20 protein-coding genes and 2 tRNA genes are annotated in these 19,153 nt (G+C 44.2%); 13 read left to right on the top strand and 9 right to left on the bottom strand.

Annotation, left to right across the window (positions count from 1 at the left end; genetic code table 11):
- The first annotated feature begins 82 nt into the window (after positions 1 to 82).
- The 6 genes from D1151_RS05770 (at position 83) to D1151_RS17030 (ending at position 5,246) form a co-directional block, all read left to right on the top strand.
- Complete coding sequence (locus tag D1151_RS05770) at positions 83 to 1,309, top strand: MFS transporter (protein WP_161908265.1); 1,227 nt, start codon at positions 83 to 85, stop codon at positions 1,307 to 1,309.
- 12 nt (positions 1,310 to 1,321) lie between these two features.
- Positions 1,322 to 1,987 (top strand): GntR family transcriptional regulator, encoded by a 666-nt coding sequence (locus D1151_RS05765; protein ID WP_161908264.1) that lies wholly within the window; start codon positions 1,322 to 1,324, stop codon positions 1,985 to 1,987.
- 136 nt (positions 1,988 to 2,123) lie between these two features.
- A complete protein-coding gene (locus D1151_RS05760; RefSeq protein ID WP_160201579.1) occupies positions 2,124 to 2,684 on the top strand; it encodes an RNA polymerase sigma factor in 561 nt (186 codons plus the stop codon).
- Positions 2,681 to 3,904 (top strand): hypothetical protein, encoded by a 1,224-nt coding sequence (locus D1151_RS05755; protein WP_161908263.1) that lies wholly within the window; start codon positions 2,681 to 2,683, stop codon positions 3,902 to 3,904. The genes D1151_RS05760 and D1151_RS05755 overlap by 4 nt, the downstream gene beginning before the upstream one ends.
- A 72-nt stretch (positions 3,905 to 3,976) precedes the next feature.
- Complete coding sequence (locus D1151_RS05750) at positions 3,977 to 4,834, top strand: GH25 family lysozyme (RefSeq protein WP_161908262.1); 858 nt, start codon at positions 3,977 to 3,979, stop codon at positions 4,832 to 4,834.
- 277 nt (positions 4,835 to 5,111) lie between these two features.
- Positions 5,112 to 5,246 carry a hypothetical protein gene (locus D1151_RS17030; RefSeq protein ID WP_279261549.1) on the top strand — a complete coding sequence of 45 codons (135 nt, stop codon included), beginning with the start codon at positions 5,112 to 5,114 and terminating at the stop codon, positions 5,244 to 5,246.
- 257 nt (positions 5,247 to 5,503) lie between these two features.
- On the opposite strand, the gene D1151_RS05745 is transcribed toward D1151_RS17030, so the two are convergent.
- Positions 5,504 to 5,578, bottom strand: a tRNA-Glu gene (locus D1151_RS05745).
- 121 nt (positions 5,579 to 5,699) lie between these two features.
- Here D1151_RS05745 and thrC point away from each other — a divergent pair.
- A complete protein-coding gene (gene thrC, locus D1151_RS05740) occupies positions 5,700 to 7,178 on the top strand; it encodes a threonine synthase (RefSeq protein WP_161908261.1) in 1,479 nt (492 codons plus the stop codon).
- Positions 7,179 to 7,239: 61 nt separating this feature from the next.
- Here the strand turns inward: thrC and D1151_RS05735 are convergent, their stop codons facing one another.
- Both D1151_RS05735 and D1151_RS05730 read right to left on the bottom strand, forming a co-directional pair.
- Positions 7,240 to 8,523, bottom strand: coding sequence for an O-acetylhomoserine aminocarboxypropyltransferase/cysteine synthase family protein (locus D1151_RS05735; protein WP_161908260.1), 1,284 nt, complete (start codon positions 8,521 to 8,523; stop codon positions 7,240 to 7,242).
- 223 nt (positions 8,524 to 8,746) lie between these two features.
- The gene (locus D1151_RS05730) at positions 8,747 to 8,887 is read right to left on the bottom strand and encodes a hypothetical protein (protein ID WP_161908259.1); all 141 of its coding nucleotides are present in this window, start codon (positions 8,885 to 8,887) and stop codon (positions 8,747 to 8,749) included.
- Positions 8,888 to 9,026: 139 nt separating this feature from the next.
- Here D1151_RS05730 and D1151_RS05725 point away from each other — a divergent pair, with 139 nt between their 5' ends.
- Both D1151_RS05725 and D1151_RS05720 read left to right on the top strand, forming a co-directional pair.
- Positions 9,027 to 9,191: a hypothetical protein gene (locus tag D1151_RS05725; RefSeq protein ID WP_160202715.1), complete on the top strand. Its 165-nt coding sequence runs from the start codon at positions 9,027 to 9,029 to the stop codon at positions 9,189 to 9,191.
- Positions 9,192 to 9,324: 133 nt separating this feature from the next.
- Positions 9,325 to 9,412, top strand: a tRNA-Ser gene (locus D1151_RS05720).
- Positions 9,413 to 9,513: 101 nt separating this feature from the next.
- Here D1151_RS05720 and D1151_RS05715 read toward each other — a convergent pair.
- The gene (locus D1151_RS05715; protein WP_161908258.1) at positions 9,514 to 10,101 is read right to left on the bottom strand and encodes a DUF4230 domain-containing protein; all 588 of its coding nucleotides are present in this window, start codon (positions 10,099 to 10,101) and stop codon (positions 9,514 to 9,516) included.
- A gap of 210 nt (positions 10,102 to 10,311) precedes the next feature.
- Between D1151_RS05715 and D1151_RS05710 the strand changes: the two genes are divergently transcribed.
- From D1151_RS05710 to D1151_RS05695, 4 genes are read left to right on the top strand one after another with little or no spacing between them, the layout of a single operon-like run.
- A complete protein-coding gene (locus D1151_RS05710; protein ID WP_161908257.1) occupies positions 10,312 to 11,502 on the top strand; it encodes an FAD-dependent oxidoreductase in 1,191 nt (396 codons plus the stop codon).
- A complete protein-coding gene (locus tag D1151_RS05705) occupies positions 11,499 to 12,503 on the top strand; it encodes a lipoate--protein ligase (RefSeq protein WP_160202712.1) in 1,005 nt (334 codons plus the stop codon). Before D1151_RS05710 ends, D1151_RS05705 begins: the two co-directional genes overlap by 4 nt.
- A 2-nt stretch (positions 12,504 to 12,505) precedes the next feature.
- Positions 12,506 to 13,105 (top strand): DUF5714 domain-containing protein, encoded by a 600-nt coding sequence (locus tag D1151_RS05700; RefSeq protein WP_161908256.1) that lies wholly within the window; start codon positions 12,506 to 12,508, stop codon positions 13,103 to 13,105.
- A 3-nt stretch (positions 13,106 to 13,108) separates the two neighbouring features.
- Positions 13,109 to 13,393: a lipoyl domain-containing protein gene (locus tag D1151_RS05695; RefSeq protein ID WP_161908255.1), complete on the top strand. Its 285-nt coding sequence runs from the start codon at positions 13,109 to 13,111 to the stop codon at positions 13,391 to 13,393.
- 135 nt (positions 13,394 to 13,528) lie between these two features.
- Here the strand turns inward: D1151_RS05695 and D1151_RS05690 are convergent, their stop codons facing one another.
- The 5 genes from D1151_RS05690 to D1151_RS05670 form a co-directional block, all read right to left on the bottom strand.
- The gene (locus D1151_RS05690; RefSeq protein WP_161908254.1) at positions 13,529 to 16,525 is read right to left on the bottom strand and encodes an FtsX-like permease family protein; all 2,997 of its coding nucleotides are present in this window, start codon (positions 16,523 to 16,525) and stop codon (positions 13,529 to 13,531) included.
- A gap of 12 nt (positions 16,526 to 16,537) precedes the next feature.
- Positions 16,538 to 17,242, bottom strand: coding sequence for an ABC transporter ATP-binding protein (locus D1151_RS05685; protein ID WP_160202708.1), 705 nt, complete (start codon positions 17,240 to 17,242; stop codon positions 16,538 to 16,540).
- 85 nt (positions 17,243 to 17,327) lie between these two features.
- Positions 17,328 to 18,185, bottom strand: coding sequence for a DUF4097 family beta strand repeat-containing protein (locus tag D1151_RS05680; RefSeq protein WP_161908253.1), 858 nt, complete (start codon positions 18,183 to 18,185; stop codon positions 17,328 to 17,330).
- Positions 18,186 to 18,188: 3 nt separating this feature from the next.
- A complete protein-coding gene (locus D1151_RS05675) occupies positions 18,189 to 18,782 on the bottom strand; it encodes a DUF1700 domain-containing protein (protein WP_160202706.1) in 594 nt (197 codons plus the stop codon).
- Positions 18,775 to 19,095, bottom strand: coding sequence for a PadR family transcriptional regulator (locus D1151_RS05670; RefSeq protein ID WP_201759594.1), 321 nt, complete (start codon positions 19,093 to 19,095; stop codon positions 18,775 to 18,777). The genes D1151_RS05675 and D1151_RS05670 overlap by 8 nt, the downstream gene beginning before the upstream one ends.
- Between the last annotated feature and the right edge of the window lie 58 nt (positions 19,096 to 19,153).

The raw sequence follows: 19,153 nt of genomic DNA, 5'->3' as shown, positions 1-19,153 counted from the left end.
TAGCCTTTATTTCATCCGCTTTTTTTCTCTAAGGCAGACCAGGATACCGCAAATTCAATTCAAAGAAAAGGAGAATCGTTCAATGACAAGTAACAAACGATGGTTGTATCTGTGTGTGGGTACATTGCTGTTAATTTTCTGTGGCCTTATCTATGGCTGGTCACTGTTTAGAACGCCTTTTAGCGAAGTTTATACAGATTGGTCACTGTCACAGCTTTCTATGACTTTTACTATCTCTATGGTCTTCTTCTGCGTGGGCGGATTTGTTGCTGGTAAACTGGCAGCCAGGTTCAAACCGCAGCTGATTATCCTGCTATCTGCAGTCTGTCTGCTGATTGGATTTTTTGGTGTATCTCGTCTGAATCCGGAAAACACTTCTTCCAGCTTGATTATGCTGTATATTTTTTATGGATTTTTCGGTGGAAGCGGCGTAGGTCTTACCTATAATTGTGTAATCGGCACCATGAATAAGTGGTTTCCAGATAAGCCAGGTCTTTGCAGCGGTATTATGATGATGGGATTCGGTCTTGGTGCGCTGATTCTTGGAAGCGTTGCAACCAGCCTGATTGCTTCCAAAGGGATTTTTACCACTTTTATGATTTTGGGTATTATGATATTCGTAGTTTTGGGAGTTGGCTCTTTCTTTATTAAAGTGCCTGAGGCTCCTGCAGGCAGTGGACAGGCAAAAGAACTTTATGGAGACCCGATTGGAACTGTTATGAAAACTGCTTCTTTCTGGTGCTTCCTGCTTTGGTGTGTGCTGATTAGTGTGGGCGGTCTGATGGTCATCAACAGCGCCGCGTCTATCGCTGTGGCATTCGGTGCACCGGCTATCGTAGGTATGGTAGTATCTGTATTTAATGGCGCAGGTCGTGTGATTGTCGGCGGCATTTACGATAAAACCAACGGAAAAACTGCTATGATGGTGGATATTATCTTCATGTTTGTAGGGGGCATCGCACTGCTCCTGGGAGCAAAGACCGGTTCCATGATTCTGATTCTGGTAGGACTTTTAGCGATGGGTCTTTCGTACGGAGCGAACCCGACCATCTGTTCTACATTGATTCAGAAATATTACGGACCGAAGTACTTTGCTGTAAACTTTGGTGTTGGCATGTTCAACTTGGTTCCGGCAGCGATTATCGGACCAACCATCAGCAGCAGCTTGGTAGAAAAATCCGGCGGTGCTTATGACTCTTCATTTGTTGCTATTTTAATTTTCGCAGTGTTGGCACTGATAATGTGGGTAGTTGTCAGCAATATTATCAAGAAAGAAAACAGCAGAAGAGAAGAACCAAGACCGTTCTAATGGAGTGAAAAGATGAAAGTAAAGAGAACGTCTCTTGTCGATCAGATTTATGACCTGATTTTGCAAAAAATACAGAATCGGGAACTGGTGCCGGGAGACAGACTAAATATTGAGGAACTGGCGAAAACCTTTTCTGTCAGCAGAACCCCTGTAAGAGAGACTATTAATAGACTTATTCAGGAAGGTTTTGTAGAGCAGAAGCACAATGTAGGACCTAGTATTATCAAGCTTTCGGAGGAAGAAGAAGCGGGACTTATTGAAGCCAACTGCTATCTCTTTGATATCGTCATTGATACATATCAGGGTCTGGATACGCTAAAATACCTCGTTGAAGAACTGGAGGATATCATTGCGGAGCAGAAAGCTGCTTATGAAACCGATGATGAGCAAGGTTCTCACAAAGCATCTGATTGTTTTCATCAGACTATGATAGAATACTGTACCAACAGGACTATCAGAGAGTGTGCTGCAAAGACGCAGAATCAAATCAATATGTGCACTTTTGCTTATCAGGCTGTCAGCGAAAACCGCAAGCAGAGTATTAATGACCATACGGAGATTCTGATAGCTTTGAAAAAGGGCAACATTGCCAGGGCGAAAATCCTGATGAATGAACATAATAAATTTTCAGGTACAACCTATATGAAACGAAAGCTTGATCTGGAGCAATCGAAATGAATGAAATGCGGGAGCAATGCGCAAGCAGCAGTATTGCTCCTTTTTTCTTGCGATTTTTTTCCCCACCTGATAAAATGAAATTAGAGATGCAATAGAGAAGAAAAAAAGTGGTGATGATTAGGGAAGGGAGATGGCTATGGAGGACAGCACAATCGTAGAGCTTTACTTTGCGCGAAGCGAAGAAGCTATTGCGGAGACGGACAAGAAATATGGAAAATATTGCAATTACATAGCTTACAATATCCTCAGAAGCAGCGAGGACGCGGAGGAATGTGTCAATGACGCCTACATGCGTGCATGGAATGCAATTCCACCTCAACGACCGGTGCAGCTTTCCACCTATTTGGGGAAGATAACCCGAAATTTGGCGCTGAACCGGTATAAAGGGCGCAATGCTCAAAAGCGAGGAGAAGGACAGGTTGCGCTGGCTTTGTCAGAACTGGAGGAATGTGTCGGTGAGCGTTCAGAGGTAGAAACGCTGGCGGATGAAATGGCAGTAGTCGAGGTCATCAATCAATTTCTGGCAAGGCAGTCCAGATTGAATCGGATAGTATTTGTAAAACGGTACTGGTATTTGTGTTCTGTTAAGGAAATTGCAGAGGAATTTTCGATGAATCCAAACCGAATTACATCCATGCTTTTTCGTATGCGAAAAGAACTGAAAAAATCTCTGGAAAGTGAGGGAATCGTGTTATGAAGAAAGAGGATATTTTATTTCATATCAATGAAATTGATGATGCATATATTAAGGAAGCAGCAGATTTTCAGTCAGCGCAGAGAAGGAGCATGCAGCGGAAGAAGTGGTTTCGTTATAGCAGTATAGCGGCGGCATGTTTTTTGATGTTCGTACTGGGCGCTGTGCAGCTACTGCCGTCTGGTGAGCAAATCGGAAATGGGTCTTCCGATAGAAATGGTCAGAATGTGGCAGCAGAAGAGAGCGATAAGCTGCCGACTTTGTCAGTTGAACGCTATGCGACGAAAGCGGAAGAGCCAAAGAAAAAGCTTGGAAACCCATCGACACAAGAGGATGGAAACCCATGGGAAGAAGATACTGAGGTTGAGTTTCTTCCGGTATATGAGAACATCGCTTATGCAGGAGAGGCAGATGAAAAAGCGATACCGGTCAGCGATGCCTTTCTGGACAAAAAACTGCGGGCAGCTGCAGCTGAAATGAATATGACGATAGATGAGATCAAGTATGAGAGAAAAGAGAAATCCGATGATACGAAGCCAGAAGACGGAACTTTGCAGAAAGCATTTAAGGCAACTGCGTATACAGACGATGGCAATATCACTGTGACATATAATAATTTTACGGAAATAAAATTTGCACAGCCAAAGTCACTTCCGCAGGATCATAAGACAGCAGATTCTGAAATGGACAGTGAAGAAGCGGAGCAGGTGACCGCGTATCTTTTGGAACAGTACGGGGGATTAATGGAATTCTCGAACCCGAGGGTCAGTGTTCGCATATTTTACGATGAGGAGAGAAAGCCGCATTGGATTTTATCCGGTTATGACGGGGGAGAAAATCTGCAGGAGCAGATTGTGGGATATAACCTGAAGCGTATGAGGTTTGAACTAAACGATGAGGGACAGCTAATCGGCATTATGATGATGGATAATCTGGCATCAGGCAAGAAGATTGAGGAGTACCCGATTATTACAGCTGAAGAGGCAAAACAACTTCTCAAGAAGGGAAAGTACGTGGCAGGCAATACGAAGCTGCCGTCTCTTGATAATATTGAGCGTTCATCTCTTGTATATCTGACGGGACCGCAGTGCAATATTTTCATGCCTTACTATGCTTTTGATGTGCGTATTGATGAAGATGATGACCTCATTTGCTACAGCACGTACTATGTGCCAGCTGTTCGAGAAGAATATTTGAGCAAAATGCCTGAGACACAGGAATAATTTTATATAATGGAAGCTGTGGAATAGCACAGAAATGGACACCTCGGCATAGGATAACCTGGGGTGTTTTTTATGGCAAAAAAGAAAGGCATTGATGTTAGTTATTGGAACGGCAGGCTGACGGAAGCTGATTATAACAGGATGAAAAAGGCGGGTGTCCGCTTTGTTATTGCAAGAGCAGGCGGCTATCGCGGAACGATGGAGGATAGCACCTTTTCTCATAACTATCAGATGGCGCGTGCAGCAAATCTGGGGTTTGGGGCATATTACTACTCGACCGCAGTAACGGTGTCTCAGGCTAGACGAGAGGCTCGCCACGCAGTGGCTTTGTGCAAAGGAAAGACCTTCGACTATCCAATCTGGATGGATGTAGAGGACGCTATGACCCTGGGCAGACTGTCAAAGCGAGCACTTACTAAAGTAGTGAAAGCTTTTGTCAAAGAGGTCCGCAAACAGGGTCGAAAGGCTGGGGTCTATGCTTCTTACTCTTGGCTGACTGAAAAAATAGGCAGTTTACAGGGAATTGATGTGTGGGTAGCACAGTATAATGATACGAATTCCTATAAAGGAAGGACCGCTATGTGGCAGTACAGTGATGTAGGGCGTTTTAAGAATGTGCCCGGCAAATTTGATTTAAACTGGTGCTACAAAAATTATGAAACTAGTAGTGGAAGCGGAGAGAAAAAGCATACCTATACCGGTACCATTACCTTGCCAAAGCGTGGCTACTTCATTCTGGGTGACCGTGGAAAAAAGGTCAGACAGCTGCAGCAATTTCTAAACTGGTATGGAAATTCTCTGGATGTTGACGGTATTTACGGACCTGCAACAAAAGATGCGGTAAAGCGCTTTCAGCGCCGTCAGCGTATCACTGCTGACGGATTGTTTGGTCAAAAGTCACTGGAAAAAGCGAAACGGGTAAAGAAGTGAGTTTTAACCGCATGCATTAGTGAAAAGAGGCACTCACTCTGGCTGAGTGCCTTTACATAGACTTGTGAAATGGAAGTGATTTAGTACTTTTGGGGTTTTTAATAAAATATTTATTATGGAAACGGGTTATGGATTGCTAGCTTAGATAATGGAAATTATTTTATATGCCAATGATATTTGGATTGTTGGAGGATATATGGGCGGGGCATGGACTATTCCAAAGATGGAATAGGCTGGCTTCTTTGTGAAAATATATCAGAAAAAGAGGGCTATATTGTTGAATATGCTAATGGATTATGGGTTGCATGTTCAACTTATGGTAGCGATGACGGATATTGCTATTCGGACAGAGTACATATTTGATGTAGTTTATCTGCTGATTCTTTACAGAATTGTGAAGGAAATAAAATAACCGCCTGAGCCTGACAAACTTAGCGGTTATTTCAATCGTTACAGGTTGACCGTTTTCAAGGGTTTCCTCTTGACACCAATATACCACGAATGAAGAGATTATGCAATAGTCAATTTATCTTGCGCATTCCGCAGAAAGGAACTTTTAGCATAAAAAGGCATAAAATAGTACTTAGATTTACATAAAATCATACTTTTAACGGAAAATAAACACCGCTCAAATCGTTGAAATTAGTACGTTTTGAGCGGTGTTGTTTATGGTACTTCCAAGGGGAGTCGAACCCCTGATTCAGCCGTGAGAGGGCTGCGTCTTGACCACTTGACCATGGAAGCATATTTAAAAATTATCAATGAGCAGTTGAAATCTCACGCTATTTATTATATACTTAAAAATGATTGTTGTCTAGTAGAATTTTTTATTTTTATAAATTTTAAATAGAAGGAGAAAGCTATAATGAGAAAATTTAAGAGTACAAGAGGGAGCAAGCAGGAACTGACAGGAGCACAGGCGATTATTCAGGGACTTTCTGAAGATAAGGGCCTTTACGTTCCGACCGAGATTCCGGCGCTTCCGTTTAATATAGAAGATATGATGGGAAAAACCTATCAGGAGATTGCTCTCGCAGTAATCGGTGCTTTCTTCGATGACTATACTGAGGAAGAGATGCAGTACTGCATCAAGGGCGCTTATGATGAAAAATTTGAAGCTGCGGATATTGCACCGATTGTCAGAGCAGGCGGCGCATATTTTCTGGAACTGTATCATGGAAGAACAGCAGCTTTTAAGGATATGGCTCTGTCTATTCTGCCATATTTGCTGACCACTGCCATCAAGAAAGAAAATGAAGATAAGAAGATCTGCATTCTGACTGCAACCTCTGGAGATACCGGAAAAGCTGCCTTGGAGGGTTTTGCAGATGTGCCGGGAACAGAAATCATCGTATTTTTCCCGAATCAGGGCGTCAGTCAGGTGCAGGAGCGTCAGATGATTACTCAGGAGGGTGCAAACACCCATGTCTTTGCTATCAACGGAAACTTTGATGATGCGCAGACTGGCGTAAAGAAAATATTTAATGACAACGCATTTGCCGAAAAACTGGCAGCCTCTGGGTGTAAGCTTTCTTCGGCTAATTCCATCAATATCGGCAGATTGGTGCCACAGGTTGCGTACTACGTCTACAGCTACATAAAGCTGGTGGAAAGCGGTGCGATTAAAAATGGCGAAAAGATGAACATCGTGGTGCCGACCGGAAACTTTGGGAACATTTTGGCAGGTTACTATGCAAAGCAGATGGGCATTCCTGTGGGCAAGTTTATCTGTGCTTCCAACGAAAACAAAGTTTTGACAGACTTTATCAATACAGGCATATATGATATCAAGAGAGACTTTTATCTGACTAATTCACCGTCCATGGACATTTTGATTTCCAGCAATCTGGAACGGCTGCTGTATCATTTATCCGGCGGAAATGGAGAGGAAATCAAGGCACTGATGGCGCAGTTAGACACCGAAAAGGTTTACAAAGTCAGCGATAAAATCAAAGCAGGCCTTGCTGATTTTTATGGCGGCTATGCGGATGTTGCACAAACCAACGAGACTATCAGCCAGATGTATGCGGAGCATGGCTATCTTATGGATACCCACACTGCAGTGGCGTATAAGGTTTATGAAGATTATCGCAAGGAGACAGGGGATACCACACCGACCGTCATTGCATCCACGGCTAGCGCTTATAAGTTTGCTGAAAGCGTTGCAAAATCAATCGGCCTTGGAGAGGAAGAAAATGGATTCCGCTATGTGGAAGCGTTGGCAGCAAAGACCGGCGTGCGCGTGCCGAAGGGCTTAAAAGATTTAGATAAGAAAGAAGTCAGACATACCGGCGTAATTAATATCGAAGAAATGATGAACGTGGTAGAAGAGTCTGTAAAATAATAAGTTGAATCAGTTAAACAAAAGGCTTCAGCATTTTCGCTGAAGCCTTTTTAGAAGGATTTTATTTTACTGCATTGAATCCGCCTTGGAGGTCTGCAATAATATCATCAATATGTTCTGTGCCGATGGACAGACGAATGGTGTTCGGCTTGATACCTTGCTCTGCCAATTCTTCTTCATTAAGCTGGCTGTGGGTCGTTGTAGCCGGATGAATCACCAGACTTTTAACGTCAGCTACGTTAGCAAGCAGAGAGAAAATCTGCAGATTGTCGATAAACTTGTGTGCTTCGGCAATGCCGCCTTTGATTTCAAAAGTGAAGATGGAAGCACCGCCGTTTGGGAAGAACTTCTGGTATAAGTCGTGATCCGGATGATTAGGCAGAGACGGATGGTTTACCTTTTCTACCTGAGGGTGCTTTGTAAGAAATTCCACAACTTTTTTTGTATTCTCTGCATGACGGTCAAGTCGCAAGGATAAAGTCTCTACACCCTGCAGGAGCAAAAATGCAGCAAATGGAGAGATGGTCGCTCCGGTGTCACGAAGCAGGATTGCGCGGACATAGGTGACAAAGGCCGCCGGACCTGCAGCTTCCACAAAGGAAACTCCGTGGTAGCTAGGATTTGGAGCGGCGATTGGGTCGAATTTTCCGGAGGCTGCCCAGTCAAACTTGCCGGCGTCTACAATAATGCCACCCAAAGTTGTACCATGACCGCCAAGAAATTTAGTTGCAGAATGAACAACGATGTCAGCGCCATGTTCAATGGGGCGAATCAGATAAGGCGTGCCAAAAGTGTTGTCTACGATGAGAGGCAGCCCATGCTTATGAGCAAGTTGTGCTAGCGCGTCAATGTCAGGAATATCACTGTTTGGATTTCCTAAGGTTTCGATGTAAATTCCACGGGTATTTTCGTTGATAGCACCTTCGACCTCAGACAGATTGTGAATATCCACAAAGCTTGCAGTAATGCCAAAGCCAGGCAGGGTATGAGCCAGCAGGTTGTAGCTGCCACCGTAAATGGTCTTCTGTGAAACAAAGTGACCGCCATTTTGCCCCAACGCCTGCAGGGTATAGGTAATTGCAGCTGCACCGGAAGCCAGCGCCAGTGCAGCTACGCCGCCTTCTAAAGCGGCAACGCGCTGCTCCAGTACGTCCTGGGTGGAATTGGTAAGACGACCGTAAATATTGCCTGCGTCAGCAAGTCCAAAGCGTGCTGCGGCGTGTGCAGAATCATGAAATACATAAGAAGTTGTAGCGTAAATCGGAACTGCACGAGCGTCAGTTGCTGGGTCTGGAGTTTCTTGTCCTACGTGGAGCTGGAGTGTTTCAAATTTATAGTTTGCCATGATTATTTTCCTTTCTGTTTATATGATTTTACATTTATAATATAGATTTACTGCTTAGCATCAGTGGTGCGGATTAGTCACATTCGTCCGAATCGGAAATTCTCTCTGACAAGTTCCTGAAAATAGTGTTTCATTGTCTTAATTCCTTTCTTACAAAAATCAAACAGCCCGGAAGATTCGATTTGCCTTCCGGGCTGATACGTAACTGAACCTTGCCTATCGTTTAAGCGATAACGCGACGTACTTTTGAAGGAGAGACCCAACCGAATTCTGCTGCACTTAAAGACGTGCACAGGGAGAACATCCACATGTACATAGTTGTCATCATATTTATCATTGCAAAAGCAGAATTGTAATTTTTCATGATAGGGACTCCTTTCTTTCAATTTCCTGTCTGTGAAGTTAATATGAGTATAAATGTTTTTTCCTACTTTGTCAATGGGTAAATAGGAAAAATATGAAAATATGTGTAAACAGGGTCAATGTGGGCAGAATGCGTTTCAATGATTTTTTGGCGGGGGACAACTCTTGCAGGACACGACAGGACAGACCCTGGTGCGGTCAGCGGAAAATTCGTGGAAGCAGATATGGCTGCGCCGCTTTTTTTGTGTGTAATACACTGCCTGACAGGCAATATCAAAGATATTTGCTGTAGCACGATGAAATAAAGATAGGTAGAGAATTATGCGCAGAGTAAAGGTTTTGTTTTGCACCAAAAACCTGCTGCAAAAAAATGTTTTAAAAACATAGCAGAAACTACTTGCAATCTTCCTCAACTTGTGGTAAATTATAATGGTGCTTGGAGGATTGACCGAGTGGCTAAGGAGCCGCATTGGAAATGCGGTAAGGTGTAACAGCCCCGTGGGTTCGAGTCCCATGTCCTCCGCCAGAAAATCATTAAAAAACCAACGGTTTTGCCCGTTGGTTTTTTCTATACCTACATTCCACCTACATTTTTCGGAAAATAATAGGAGATGTGCAAAGAAGAACTTAGACAACCTCGACTGTCCAGTCTTCCGGAATAAGCTGCAAGATAAAGCCCTTGACTGTATCTACAGCTTTTTTCTTTGCTTCGGTAAGGAGCCCCTTGGCAGTGGCTTTTTTCTCCATCTCAGCTTTCTGGTCTTTGTTAAAGCTGTTGTAGTCGGTGACCTTTAGCGGGTTGAAAATGCTGGTGGTTTCGTCGAAAACCTCCAGACTGTCTTCCTCAATCTGATGGGACAGAATTTCAGCCTCAGGGAGAGTAATCGAAATCTTTTGTCCGGAAACTGAAACCTCAGCATTGGAAAGATTGACACCGGCTTTAATCTCTCCATCGTAGGTAATGATAAATCCTTTGGTGGTGAAAGGAAGTTTAATTCCGTAAAAATCTTTACTATTTTCAAATTCAGCCATATTGGTGTATGAGTAAGTAATCGTGGCGAGTTCACTAATTTCCGTCAGTTTATTCTCCAGCACTACTGCATCAATTTCGGAAACACCGGCAGATTTGCCAACCGAGCGTCCGAAAAAGAAACAGATGAGGCAGACTGCTGCAAGAAACAAAGCAATTACGCCGATTTGTTTAGATTTCTTCATAATGTTCCCCTTTTCGACAAAATATATTGTTAAGCTTATTTTATCATCTGCCGGCAAAAATGCAATAGATTTACCACGGAATACAAAAATCTTCGTACTGCTTTTGTTGCAATAGATAAGACAAAGTTTTATAATAGATAATATCTAGTGATAGATTGGGTTTTAATTGAGAGTTTTACCAAAACACTGATACAGGAGGTGACCGTTTCCATGAAAGTCATCGTAATCGGTGGCGGTCCGGCTGGCTATGAGGCGGCAATGGGGCTTAGACGTCGAGGAATTGAAACAGTTTTAATAGAAAAGAACTCTATCGGAGGTACTTGTGTCAACAGCGGCTGTATTCCGACCAGAGTTTATTTGCAGGTGATAAAATCGGCAGAGCCTCTAATTCGAAGCGGTTTTGCGAAAACGGAGCTAACCCCGAAGGATCTGCGTAAGTTAGCTACTGGGAAGATTCAGCAGCTTGTGTACGGCATGACATATATGCTGCAGAAGCAGAAGGTTCAGCTGTTAGAAGCGGAGGTTAGCCAGATAGAGACCGGCAAGGTGTCACTGGCAGATGGAACCTGTCTGATGTGTGATGAAATTATTGTTGCCACTGGCTCAGAGCCAATCAGTGCAGAAAACTTTACCGCAGAGCAGCAGTTTACCGCAGAACAGCTTTTTACGCTGGAAAATCTGCCAAAACGACTTGATATAATTGGAGGCGGCGTCCTTGGGGTGGAACTTGCGGTGATTTTACAGTCCTTGGGCGTTCAGATTACTCTGCACGAGCATATGCCGCGAATTCTGCCGGGATGGGATAAGGACATCAGTGATGCCATGGCCTCCTACCTGAGAAGCCTGGGTGTACAGCTTGAGACCAACAGCGTATCCGGTGTTTTTGAGAATATGGTATTTTGCTGCGGAAGAAAGCCGAAGCTTCCGTTGATTAAAGGACAGACGGCAGGAATTCACTTGATTGGAGACTGCAAAGGCGTACATTTTACAGCGGATATGGCAGCAGAGGATGGCCGACAAGTTGGTGCGGCGGTGACCGGGGAAAGAACCGAACGCATAAAACCAAACATCGTTACTGCCCAGTGTATCTTTACGCCCCTTGAGGCAGCGGCAGCAGGCAGTATTTGCAAAGAAGGCATGGTAGAAAGTTATCTTTCGACAGATATGATGGCAGGCGGCGTGATTTTCGGCACGCAGGGCGCATTTGCAAAGGCAGTCATGGAAAAAGAAACCCACATCTTAAAAGGTTTTCATGTGGTTTCTCATTTGGCTTCAGAAATCATTCAAATCGGACAGGCAGCGATTGCTGCTGAGATGACTGCAGAGCAGTTTTTGGAGCAGGTATTTCCGCACCCTACGGAGGGAGAACTATTAAAGGAAGCCGTGCGAGGTCTGTTATGAATTTAATCATCGAAAGAAGTCATAACCCCAGTCATAATTTGGCAAGGGAAGAGATGCTTTTTAATCATGTGGAGGAAGATACCGTTTATCTTTGGCGCAACAACCCCTCAGTTATCATCGGTCGACATCAGAACACGCTGGCAGAAGTTGATGAGGCAGCTGCGGCACGTGAGCATATCGGAATAGTGCGGAGATTGACAGGAGGCGGCGCAGTCTTTCACGATTTGGGAAATATCAATTTTTCCTTCATTTTCCCAGATGGGGTCTTTGAGGAGAAGGCAGCGCAGGGATTGCAGATGATGATAAGCTATCTGCAGAGCTGCGGCGCACCATGTTTTGCAAACGGCAGAAACGACATCTGTATGACGGATTCCTCAGGAAATGTAGTGAAAATCAGCGGTACAGCCATGACACAGAGAGAAGAACGTGGGATTTTTCATGGTTGCATTCTCTTTGATTGTAATCTTGCTGCTATGGAAAAAGTTCTGACGCCAAAGAAGGAAAAATTAGTGTCGAAAGGCGTTACCTCTGTACGCAGCAGAGTTTCCAATCTGCGTGGACTGGTGCCTGCGCTTAGACATATCAGTGCAGATATTTTCTTTGAAGACTGGGGAAAGGAACTATCAAAAAGTTGTCAACTCATTGGGAAAATGAGCCCAGATGAAGAAGAGGAAATCGCGACTCTCATCGAGCGCAGATATGGAAACAGACAATGGAATTTCGGCAGGAATCCGATATGTACCATGGAGGCAAGCTGCAGATTTCCTGTAGGTACAGTGACCTTTCATGGAAATATCAAGGGTAGCGAAATCAAAAGTTGTTCTTTTAGCGGAGATTATTTGGGGCTGGAAGATTTTGGGGAAATCTCTGCGAGACTGCAGGGCGTTGAATTTTCTTACAGCGCCATAGAAAAAGCCCTGCAGGGGATAAAGCTTGAGGCATATTTTGGAACATCCAATAAAGAAGATATATTGAATTTTTTAGCAGGAAGGAGTGAGTAATCATGGCATTTATAATGAAAGATGAAGTTTTTACAGATATGAGAGCGGTCTGTAAGAGCATGTATGAAGAGGGAAAAAATCTCAAAGCGGAAGAAGCGCTGATGAAGCTGATGAACATGGAAGGCATGCCTATGCACTGCCCGTATCACCACTTTATCATGCCGGCGGCGTTGCTGTGCATTGCGGCGATTCAGGAGGGAAAATCCTGGGAGGAACTGGATAGCTGGCTTGCTATAACAGAAGAACGGGCAAAGACCGTGCCTCCTGGATTTTGTGGAAACTGCGGTACTTGTGGTGCGGCAGTAGGCATTGGCATTTTTATCAGTGTATATACCGGAGCGTCGCCTCTTTCTGTGGAAAACTGGCAGTGGGCAAACGAGGGAACTGGTAAGAGTCTGATTGCGATTTCCAAATATCCGGGACCTAGGTGCTGCAAGAGGACTTCCTTTTTGGCGGCGCAGGAGGGTGTGCCATATATCAACGAAAAATGCGGGTTACATATGGAGATTTCAGATGACATCAAATGCAGATACCATGGGAAAAATGCCCAGTGCCTGGAAGAGAAATGTCCGTTCTATGAAGAAGATGAGAAGGAGGCGTAAGAGATGGCAAAGGAAATTATCGTGCCGGAAAGTCTGCTGCCAAAGCCGCAGCCTTACAGAAACTGTGAGTGTATGAAGCAGCCTATTGATTTAACAGCAAAAAAAGGAACCATCACATGGCTGGTGGAAGTGGGAGAAGCTGTTAAGGAGGGGCAGACCGTCTGTGAGGGTGAAGTGGACAAGAAAACCGTAGAGATTAAGGCGCCGGTCAGCGGCATCCTCAAAGAAATTCTCATCGAAGATGAACATGTTTTTAAGGCAGGCGATGTAGTAGGATATATTGAATAGACGAGAGCCTGCTGCGCGTTTGTTGACTACAGAAAAAAGTTTTCTTATTTTTGGCGAAATTGCCTTTTAAGAAAACTTTTTTTTCTGTCGTGGATAATTGTGCAAGTATGCAAATACGCAGCGAAGCATGATGTTTTATTCGATGGATTTTAGTGATTCAGTCATGCTGATTTTCTCCAGCTTATAGTACATGGCGCAGCTGACTATTGCAGCAAAGGCAAATGTAAGAATCACGGCAAGTACGTAGCTGAGCGGTGTGATTCGCACGTCGAAGCAAATTAAATCCACTTGGATTTGGCTCATGACAAAAGCATGGAGTACTTTCCCCAGAATAAGTCCTACGAGGGCACTGATTCCTGTCAGGAAAAAGTTTTCGCGGAACACATAGGCAGAGGTTTCACCAGGATAAAAGCCCAGCACTTTGATGGTAGCGATTTCCCGAATTCGCTCTGTAATGTTAATGTTGGTTAAGTTGTAAAGCACGATAAACGCCAGTGCGCCAGCGCTGAGGATAACCAACAGAATAACGTAGTCCAGACTTTCCATCATGTTTTCTACGCGGATTCTGAAATCGTGGTTGATAGAAACTGCAGCTACATAGGAATCATTTAGGACGCTGGCGGAAGAACTGTAGATATGCTCGGTGTTATCGCCTGCATTTGCCTTTGAGCCGCTTGCAGCAGAATCAGAAGCGGCATAAACCAGTGCGGCTTTTATTTCAGGAAGGCTGCCCCAGTCATTTTCTACAGCTTTCGGTGAAATATAGATGTAGTTTTGCACGTAATTTTCGCAGACGGCGCTGACGGTAAGATGAACTTCCTTTCCGTCTTTGTTTCGCAGAATAAAATCGCTGCCTGGCGAAAGATTATAGGAGCTAGCCAGTTTTCTGCAGATAACCGCTTCCTTTTGGCTCGGGTAGGAAATTGGATTACCGGCGTTATCATGAAGCCTTATGAAATCACCAAAGTCAGAACTGTCTGCTGCAATCAAGTTGACCGATTTTACAGCGTCCTCTGTCACTAGGTCGGCACTGCTTAGGTGGAGATAAATCAGCTTGTCTATAGAAGAAGCATTTCTTTCAGAAAAGCGCTGTTGGCGAGTTTCTGTCATTTCCTTATTAAATGTGATGCTGTAATCGTATACCTGAATTTCGTCGTACTGATAGTCAGCGAAGTTTCGCACAGAATCGCTGACGCCGAGACCCGTCAGAAGCAGGGCAGTACAGCCGCTGATACCCAGTACCATCATGAAAAAACGCTTTTTGTAGCGGAAAATATTTCTAAACGATACCTTATAGAGAAAGCTCAGCTTATTCCAGAGGAAAGGAATTCTCTCCAGAAGAATTCTCTTTCCATTTTTCGGGGCTTTGGGGCGAATCAGCTGGGCAGGCACTTCTCTGAACTCTGCATAGCAGGAGAACAGGGTAGTCCCCATGGAACACAGCAGAGAAACTGCAAGAGCAGAGGCTGCCAGCGGTTTATCGACGATATAGACAAGGTCTGCGCTGAAATCGTACATCATGCCGTAGGCGTTCCAGATGATAATCGGGAAGATGTAACAGCAGGAGAAGAAGCCGATGATACAGCCAATTAAAGCGGCGCTTCCCGAATAGAACATATATTTTTCGATGACCGCGCCGTTACTGTAGCCTAAAGCTTTCAGAACGCCAATCTGGGTTCGCTGTTCATCAATCATCCTTGTCATGGTAGTCATACACACAAGGGCTGCTACCAGAAAGAAGAAAATCGGAAAGATTTTTGCGATTCCATCGATAATACCGGAGTCATTTTCGAAACAGGCGTAGCCGATGTTGGTATTTCTGTCCAGCACATATGTGTCAGGTGTTTCGATGTCTTCGATTTCTTTTTCGGCATCGGCAAGTTCTATTCGTGCATCTTTAAATTCCGCATCCGCTTTTGCAAACTTTTCATCTGCTTCCGCTTTGCCTTTATAGTAGGCGGTGAAGCCGTCTTCGATTTCTTTTTCGGACTTGGAAAGCTTCTTTCTGCCTTCGCTTATTTGCGTAAAACCTGTTTTAATTTCTTTTAGATTCTTTTGCAGTTCTTTTTCGGCAGCAGAAAGCTGCGCTTCGATCTGTGCAGCCTGTTCCGGTGGCAGATAAGCTTTATTTGCTTCAAATTCTTCTCGTTTTTTTGCGGTTTCAGCAAGCCCTTGTTCTACCTTAGCCTGATTATCTTTGAGGCGTTTTTCCTGCTTGTTTAAGTTCTCTTTGTTTTTGGCAATTTCGGCTCTGCCGTCTGTCAACTTCTGATAGGTACTGGCAAGTTCTCGCTGGGCATCAGCTTTTTCGTTCTGATATTTCTTGTAGTTTTTGTCATATTCTTTCTGAGCTTCTGTAAGCTCTTTGCGTGCCTCTGTCACGATAGCGTCATAGCGGCGGTCTGCTTGTATGTCAACCTGTGTCTGTACGGCATCCTCCGTTCTTGAGATGAGATCTTTGTATGCACTGGTGTAAATGGGAAAGTTTTCAACAAGGGACAGGTAAATTTCAGTGTAATAGTCCGTATCAAAACCTCCGTCTCCGAGGTAGGCAAAACCGGAAACGGATCCATTTCCAAGAGCGGTGGAGCCCCTTTCAAAATTCAGGTAAATGGGGGAAACACAGGTTCCCACAACGGTATAGGTGTCATGGGTCAGCATGTCCAGTGTGTCATCTTCGTTATCCTTGGACAAATGGATTACAGAGCCTATGGGATCTTCATCGAGGAGGTTGTAGTCGATAATGCATTCATTTGCAGCTTTTGGCATGCGACCGCTTTTTAAGGTTAAGGTATTGATATTCTCAGGCAGGGAATGCAGTTTCAGCACTTGGTCGGTTTTTACATTATCAGTATGATAAAGCACGTCACAGCTGATAGAGCCCTCGGCGTTTTTTACGTCTTTAAGGGCTGCCATAGCAGTGACATCTTCTTCTTCGAAACCCAGTGAGTTCATGACCTGATAGTCGAAAAAATTGTTTGCATCAAGATAGTTTCCTGCTGTGGCAATCATGGCTTGCCGGGTGACCTTTAGTCCGGAAAAAAAGCCTACGCCCAGAGCGACGATGGCGAGAATGGCAAGATAGCGACCAAGACTTGATTTGATTTCTCTAAATGTAGATTTCTTTAGCATGGGCGACCTCTCTTACCATTCGATATCTTCAACAGGAACAATATGTTGATTCTTTTCTTCAGAAAAAACGGTGCCGTTTTTGATATGAATAATCCTGTCAGCCATGGCAGTTAGCGCGGAGTTGTGCGTGATAATAACGACGGTCATGCCATTTTTTCTGCTGGTATCCTGCAGCAGTTTTAAAATAGCTTTGCCGGTGTTATAGTCAAGAGCTCCCGTGGGCTCATCGCAGAGGAGCAGCTTTGGATTTTTTGCAAGGGCGCGAGCGATGGCGACACGCTGCTGTTCACCACCGGAAAGCTGGGCAGGGAAGTTGTTCATTCTGTGACCGAGTCCCACTTCCGCCATAACGGTGCGGGCATCCAGCGGATTTTTACAAATCTGGGTTGCCAGCGAGACATTTTCGAGGGCGGTCAGATTCTGTACCAGATTGTAGAACTGGAACACAAATCCTATGTCATGGCGGCGATAGGCAGTCAGCTGTTTCTTGTCGAACTTTGAAATATCGGTACCATCTAAGATGACGGAGCCCCCGCTCAAGGTGTCCATACCGCCTAAAATATTCAAAAGGGTGGTCTTTCCTGCACCGGAAGCGCCAACGATGACGCAGATTTCACCTTTTTCTATTTCAAAGGTAGCGTCCTTCAGTGCTTCGATGGAAACCTCTCCCATATGATATACTTTTTTTACCTGATTGAATGCTACAAATGCGCACATAAAAAAGCCCTCCCCAGCAATTAAAATACTTAAAAATATTTTAACATAATTCCCGGGAAGGGTCAAAGAAGATTGGAAGAATTTCCTAAAGTTTCAGTTTTTTTATGGTCATGTCTCCGCTGGTGGAAGAAAATTCAAAGGAAGCTTTGCCGCTGCCGATGATGAATTCGTCTTCATCCTTAAAATTGATGTCAAATTCACTGTGGAAATTGCCGCTGATGGTGTCAAAGTCACAATCCAGACTAGGCTTTTTTGGAAGATACACAACACAGTCACCGCTGATTGTGTACATTTCAAAGGAAGAAGGACAATGCGACAGCTTTAAATCCATGGAGCCGGAGGTAGAATCGAAGGTGATGTCATCAGCCAGCAGGAGATTCCCCGTTAAGTTTCCGGAAATGGTATCAATAGACAGCGCCTGCGCCGCGATATTTTCCAGATAGATGTCGGAAGATATTGCGTCAACGTCCAGTTCCTGCAAACTTTCCGCTATATTTTTGGGAACTTTTATCTCCAACGCTTTAATTGGGAGATTATCATCATTATCGGAGAAGGAAAAACCGATATAGTAGTTGGATTTGCAGTATTCGACTTGAAGAACGCCGTGCTTAATCCGGTAGCGAAGGCAGTATTCATCGTCTAACTCTTTGTTTGAGGATTCGGTTAAAATGATGTCATCGCCGTCGTAAGGGATGACGGAAATATCGCCGTCAATCCAGTCGATACTGATGGAACGAATGGAAGATGCGGAGATGTGATATGTATTGTCATTTTCAAAAGTATTATCGTAGTGAACTTTTTTAAAACCTACAAAACGCCAGAGGTCGCTCTCCATAATATTTGTTAGAGAACCGCCGCAGATTAGACCGATAATGGACAGAATGAGACCGAAAGAAATCAGACCTGCAGAGGCAAGTAGGATAATTTTTGTACTGTGTTTCATCTATTACACCTCCTGTTTGATGAACAGACTCTTTATCTGCCCATAGATATAGCGTGAGAATTGAGTAAGGTAGACTGCGGCAGCCTTTGCGGCAAGAATGCCCAGAAGGCACAGACCAACAAAGATAAAGCTGAAGCCGATGGTGAGCAGCACATAACCGATACCACTGCTTGTTAGCGTAAATGCTTTAAATAGCAGTATAATCCCAGCAAATCCAATGGATATGACTACTGCGAAGATAGCAATGATGACTGCTGCGATGACGATAAAGATAGAGCCGATGACTGCAATGAACGCAAATAGCAGGGGCACCCAGAGAGGAGAACCGATGACAGCCAGGATAATGGCGGTTGTTGTCCATCCTTTCTTTGGTGTAGCTTTTGCTTTTACTAGATGAGACAGGGAAGCTTCCCTAAGAATTTGCTGTGCAAGCAGATTTACATCGCCAAAACTGGCAACTGCAGCCTCTTCACTGACACCGTCTTCGACCATATCGTCGATGAGCTCAGCATAATAATCAAGTCGTTTCTGTGTCTCCTGTGGCGGAAGTTGGGTCAGCCTGATTCGCAGCTGGTGCAGAAAGATTTCTTTATTCATGTTCTAATCCCTCCTTGATGTATCGATAAATAATTTCAATTTCTTCCCAGCCGGTAAGGAATTCTCTGATCTGGGTTTTGCCGGTTTCTGTCAGTTTGTACATTTTGCGAAGACGACTGTTGTGCTCTACGGTGTAGACCATCAGGCAGTCAGATGCTTCCAGTCTCCTCAAAATGGGATATAAAGTGGATTCTGACAGTTTGATATAGTCGGATAAATCCTTGATGATTTTGTATCCGTAGGAATCGCCTCGGCTGAGTACTGACAGTACGCAGACGTCGAGGAGTCCCTTTTTCATCTGTGGGTTAATCATGGATTATACCCCCTTTCGTGTAATACTATACAATGCGTAGTACTATCTGTCAAGAGGT

Source organism: Emergencia sp. 1XD21-10 (assembly GCF_009936045.1).
Classification (GTDB): Bacteria; Bacillota; Clostridia; order Peptostreptococcales; family Anaerovoracaceae; genus Senimuribacter; species Senimuribacter intestinalis.
The sequence above is the reverse complement of the archived record's forward strand: the minus strand, read 5'-3'. Positions and strand labels throughout refer to the sequence as shown.

Bases quoted from the DNA above. Each gene is read 5' to 3' on its own strand.
- D1151_RS05675 (WP_160202706.1), bottom strand. From the start codon at position 18,782: ATGAATAAAGAAATCTTTCTGCACCAGCTGCGAATCAGGCTGACCCAA.
- D1151_RS05670 (WP_201759594.1), bottom strand. From the start codon at position 19,095: ATGATTAACCCACAGATGAAAAAGGGACTCCTCGACGTCTGCGTACTG.
- D1151_RS05760 (WP_160201579.1), top strand. From the start codon at position 2,124: ATGGAGGACAGCACAATCGTAGAGCTTTACTTTGCGCGAAGCGAAGAA.
- D1151_RS05730 (WP_161908259.1), bottom strand. From the start codon at position 8,887: ATGAAAAATTACAATTCTGCTTTTGCAATGATAAATATGATGACAACT.
- thrC (WP_161908261.1), top strand. From the start codon at position 5,700: ATGAGAAAATTTAAGAGTACAAGAGGGAGCAAGCAGGAACTGACAGGA.
- D1151_RS05750 (WP_161908262.1), top strand. From the start codon at position 3,977: ATGGCAAAAAAGAAAGGCATTGATGTTAGTTATTGGAACGGCAGGCTG.
- D1151_RS05770 (WP_161908265.1), top strand. From the start codon at position 83: ATGACAAGTAACAAACGATGGTTGTATCTGTGTGTGGGTACATTGCTG.
- D1151_RS05735 (WP_161908260.1), bottom strand. From the start codon at position 8,523: ATGGCAAACTATAAATTTGAAACACTCCAGCTCCACGTAGGACAAGAA.
- D1151_RS05755 (WP_161908263.1), top strand. From the start codon at position 2,681: ATGAAGAAAGAGGATATTTTATTTCATATCAATGAAATTGATGATGCA.
- D1151_RS05715 (WP_161908258.1), bottom strand. From the start codon at position 10,101: ATGAAGAAATCTAAACAAATCGGCGTAATTGCTTTGTTTCTTGCAGCA.
- D1151_RS05680 (WP_161908253.1), bottom strand. From the start codon at position 18,185: ATGAAACACAGTACAAAAATTATCCTACTTGCCTCTGCAGGTCTGATT.
- D1151_RS05695 (WP_161908255.1), top strand. From the start codon at position 13,109: ATGGCAAAGGAAATTATCGTGCCGGAAAGTCTGCTGCCAAAGCCGCAG.
- D1151_RS05700 (WP_161908256.1), top strand. From the start codon at position 12,506: ATGGCATTTATAATGAAAGATGAAGTTTTTACAGATATGAGAGCGGTC.
- D1151_RS05725 (WP_160202715.1), top strand. From the start codon at position 9,027: ATGATTTTTTGGCGGGGGACAACTCTTGCAGGACACGACAGGACAGAC.
- D1151_RS05685 (WP_160202708.1), bottom strand. From the start codon at position 17,242: ATGTGCGCATTTGTAGCATTCAATCAGGTAAAAAAAGTATATCATATG.
- D1151_RS05710 (WP_161908257.1), top strand. From the start codon at position 10,312: ATGAAAGTCATCGTAATCGGTGGCGGTCCGGCTGGCTATGAGGCGGCA.
- D1151_RS05765 (WP_161908264.1), top strand. From the start codon at position 1,322: ATGAAAGTAAAGAGAACGTCTCTTGTCGATCAGATTTATGACCTGATT.
- D1151_RS05690 (WP_161908254.1), bottom strand. From the start codon at position 16,525: ATGCTAAAGAAATCTACATTTAGAGAAATCAAATCAAGTCTTGGTCGC.
- D1151_RS05705 (WP_160202712.1), top strand. From the start codon at position 11,499: ATGAATTTAATCATCGAAAGAAGTCATAACCCCAGTCATAATTTGGCA.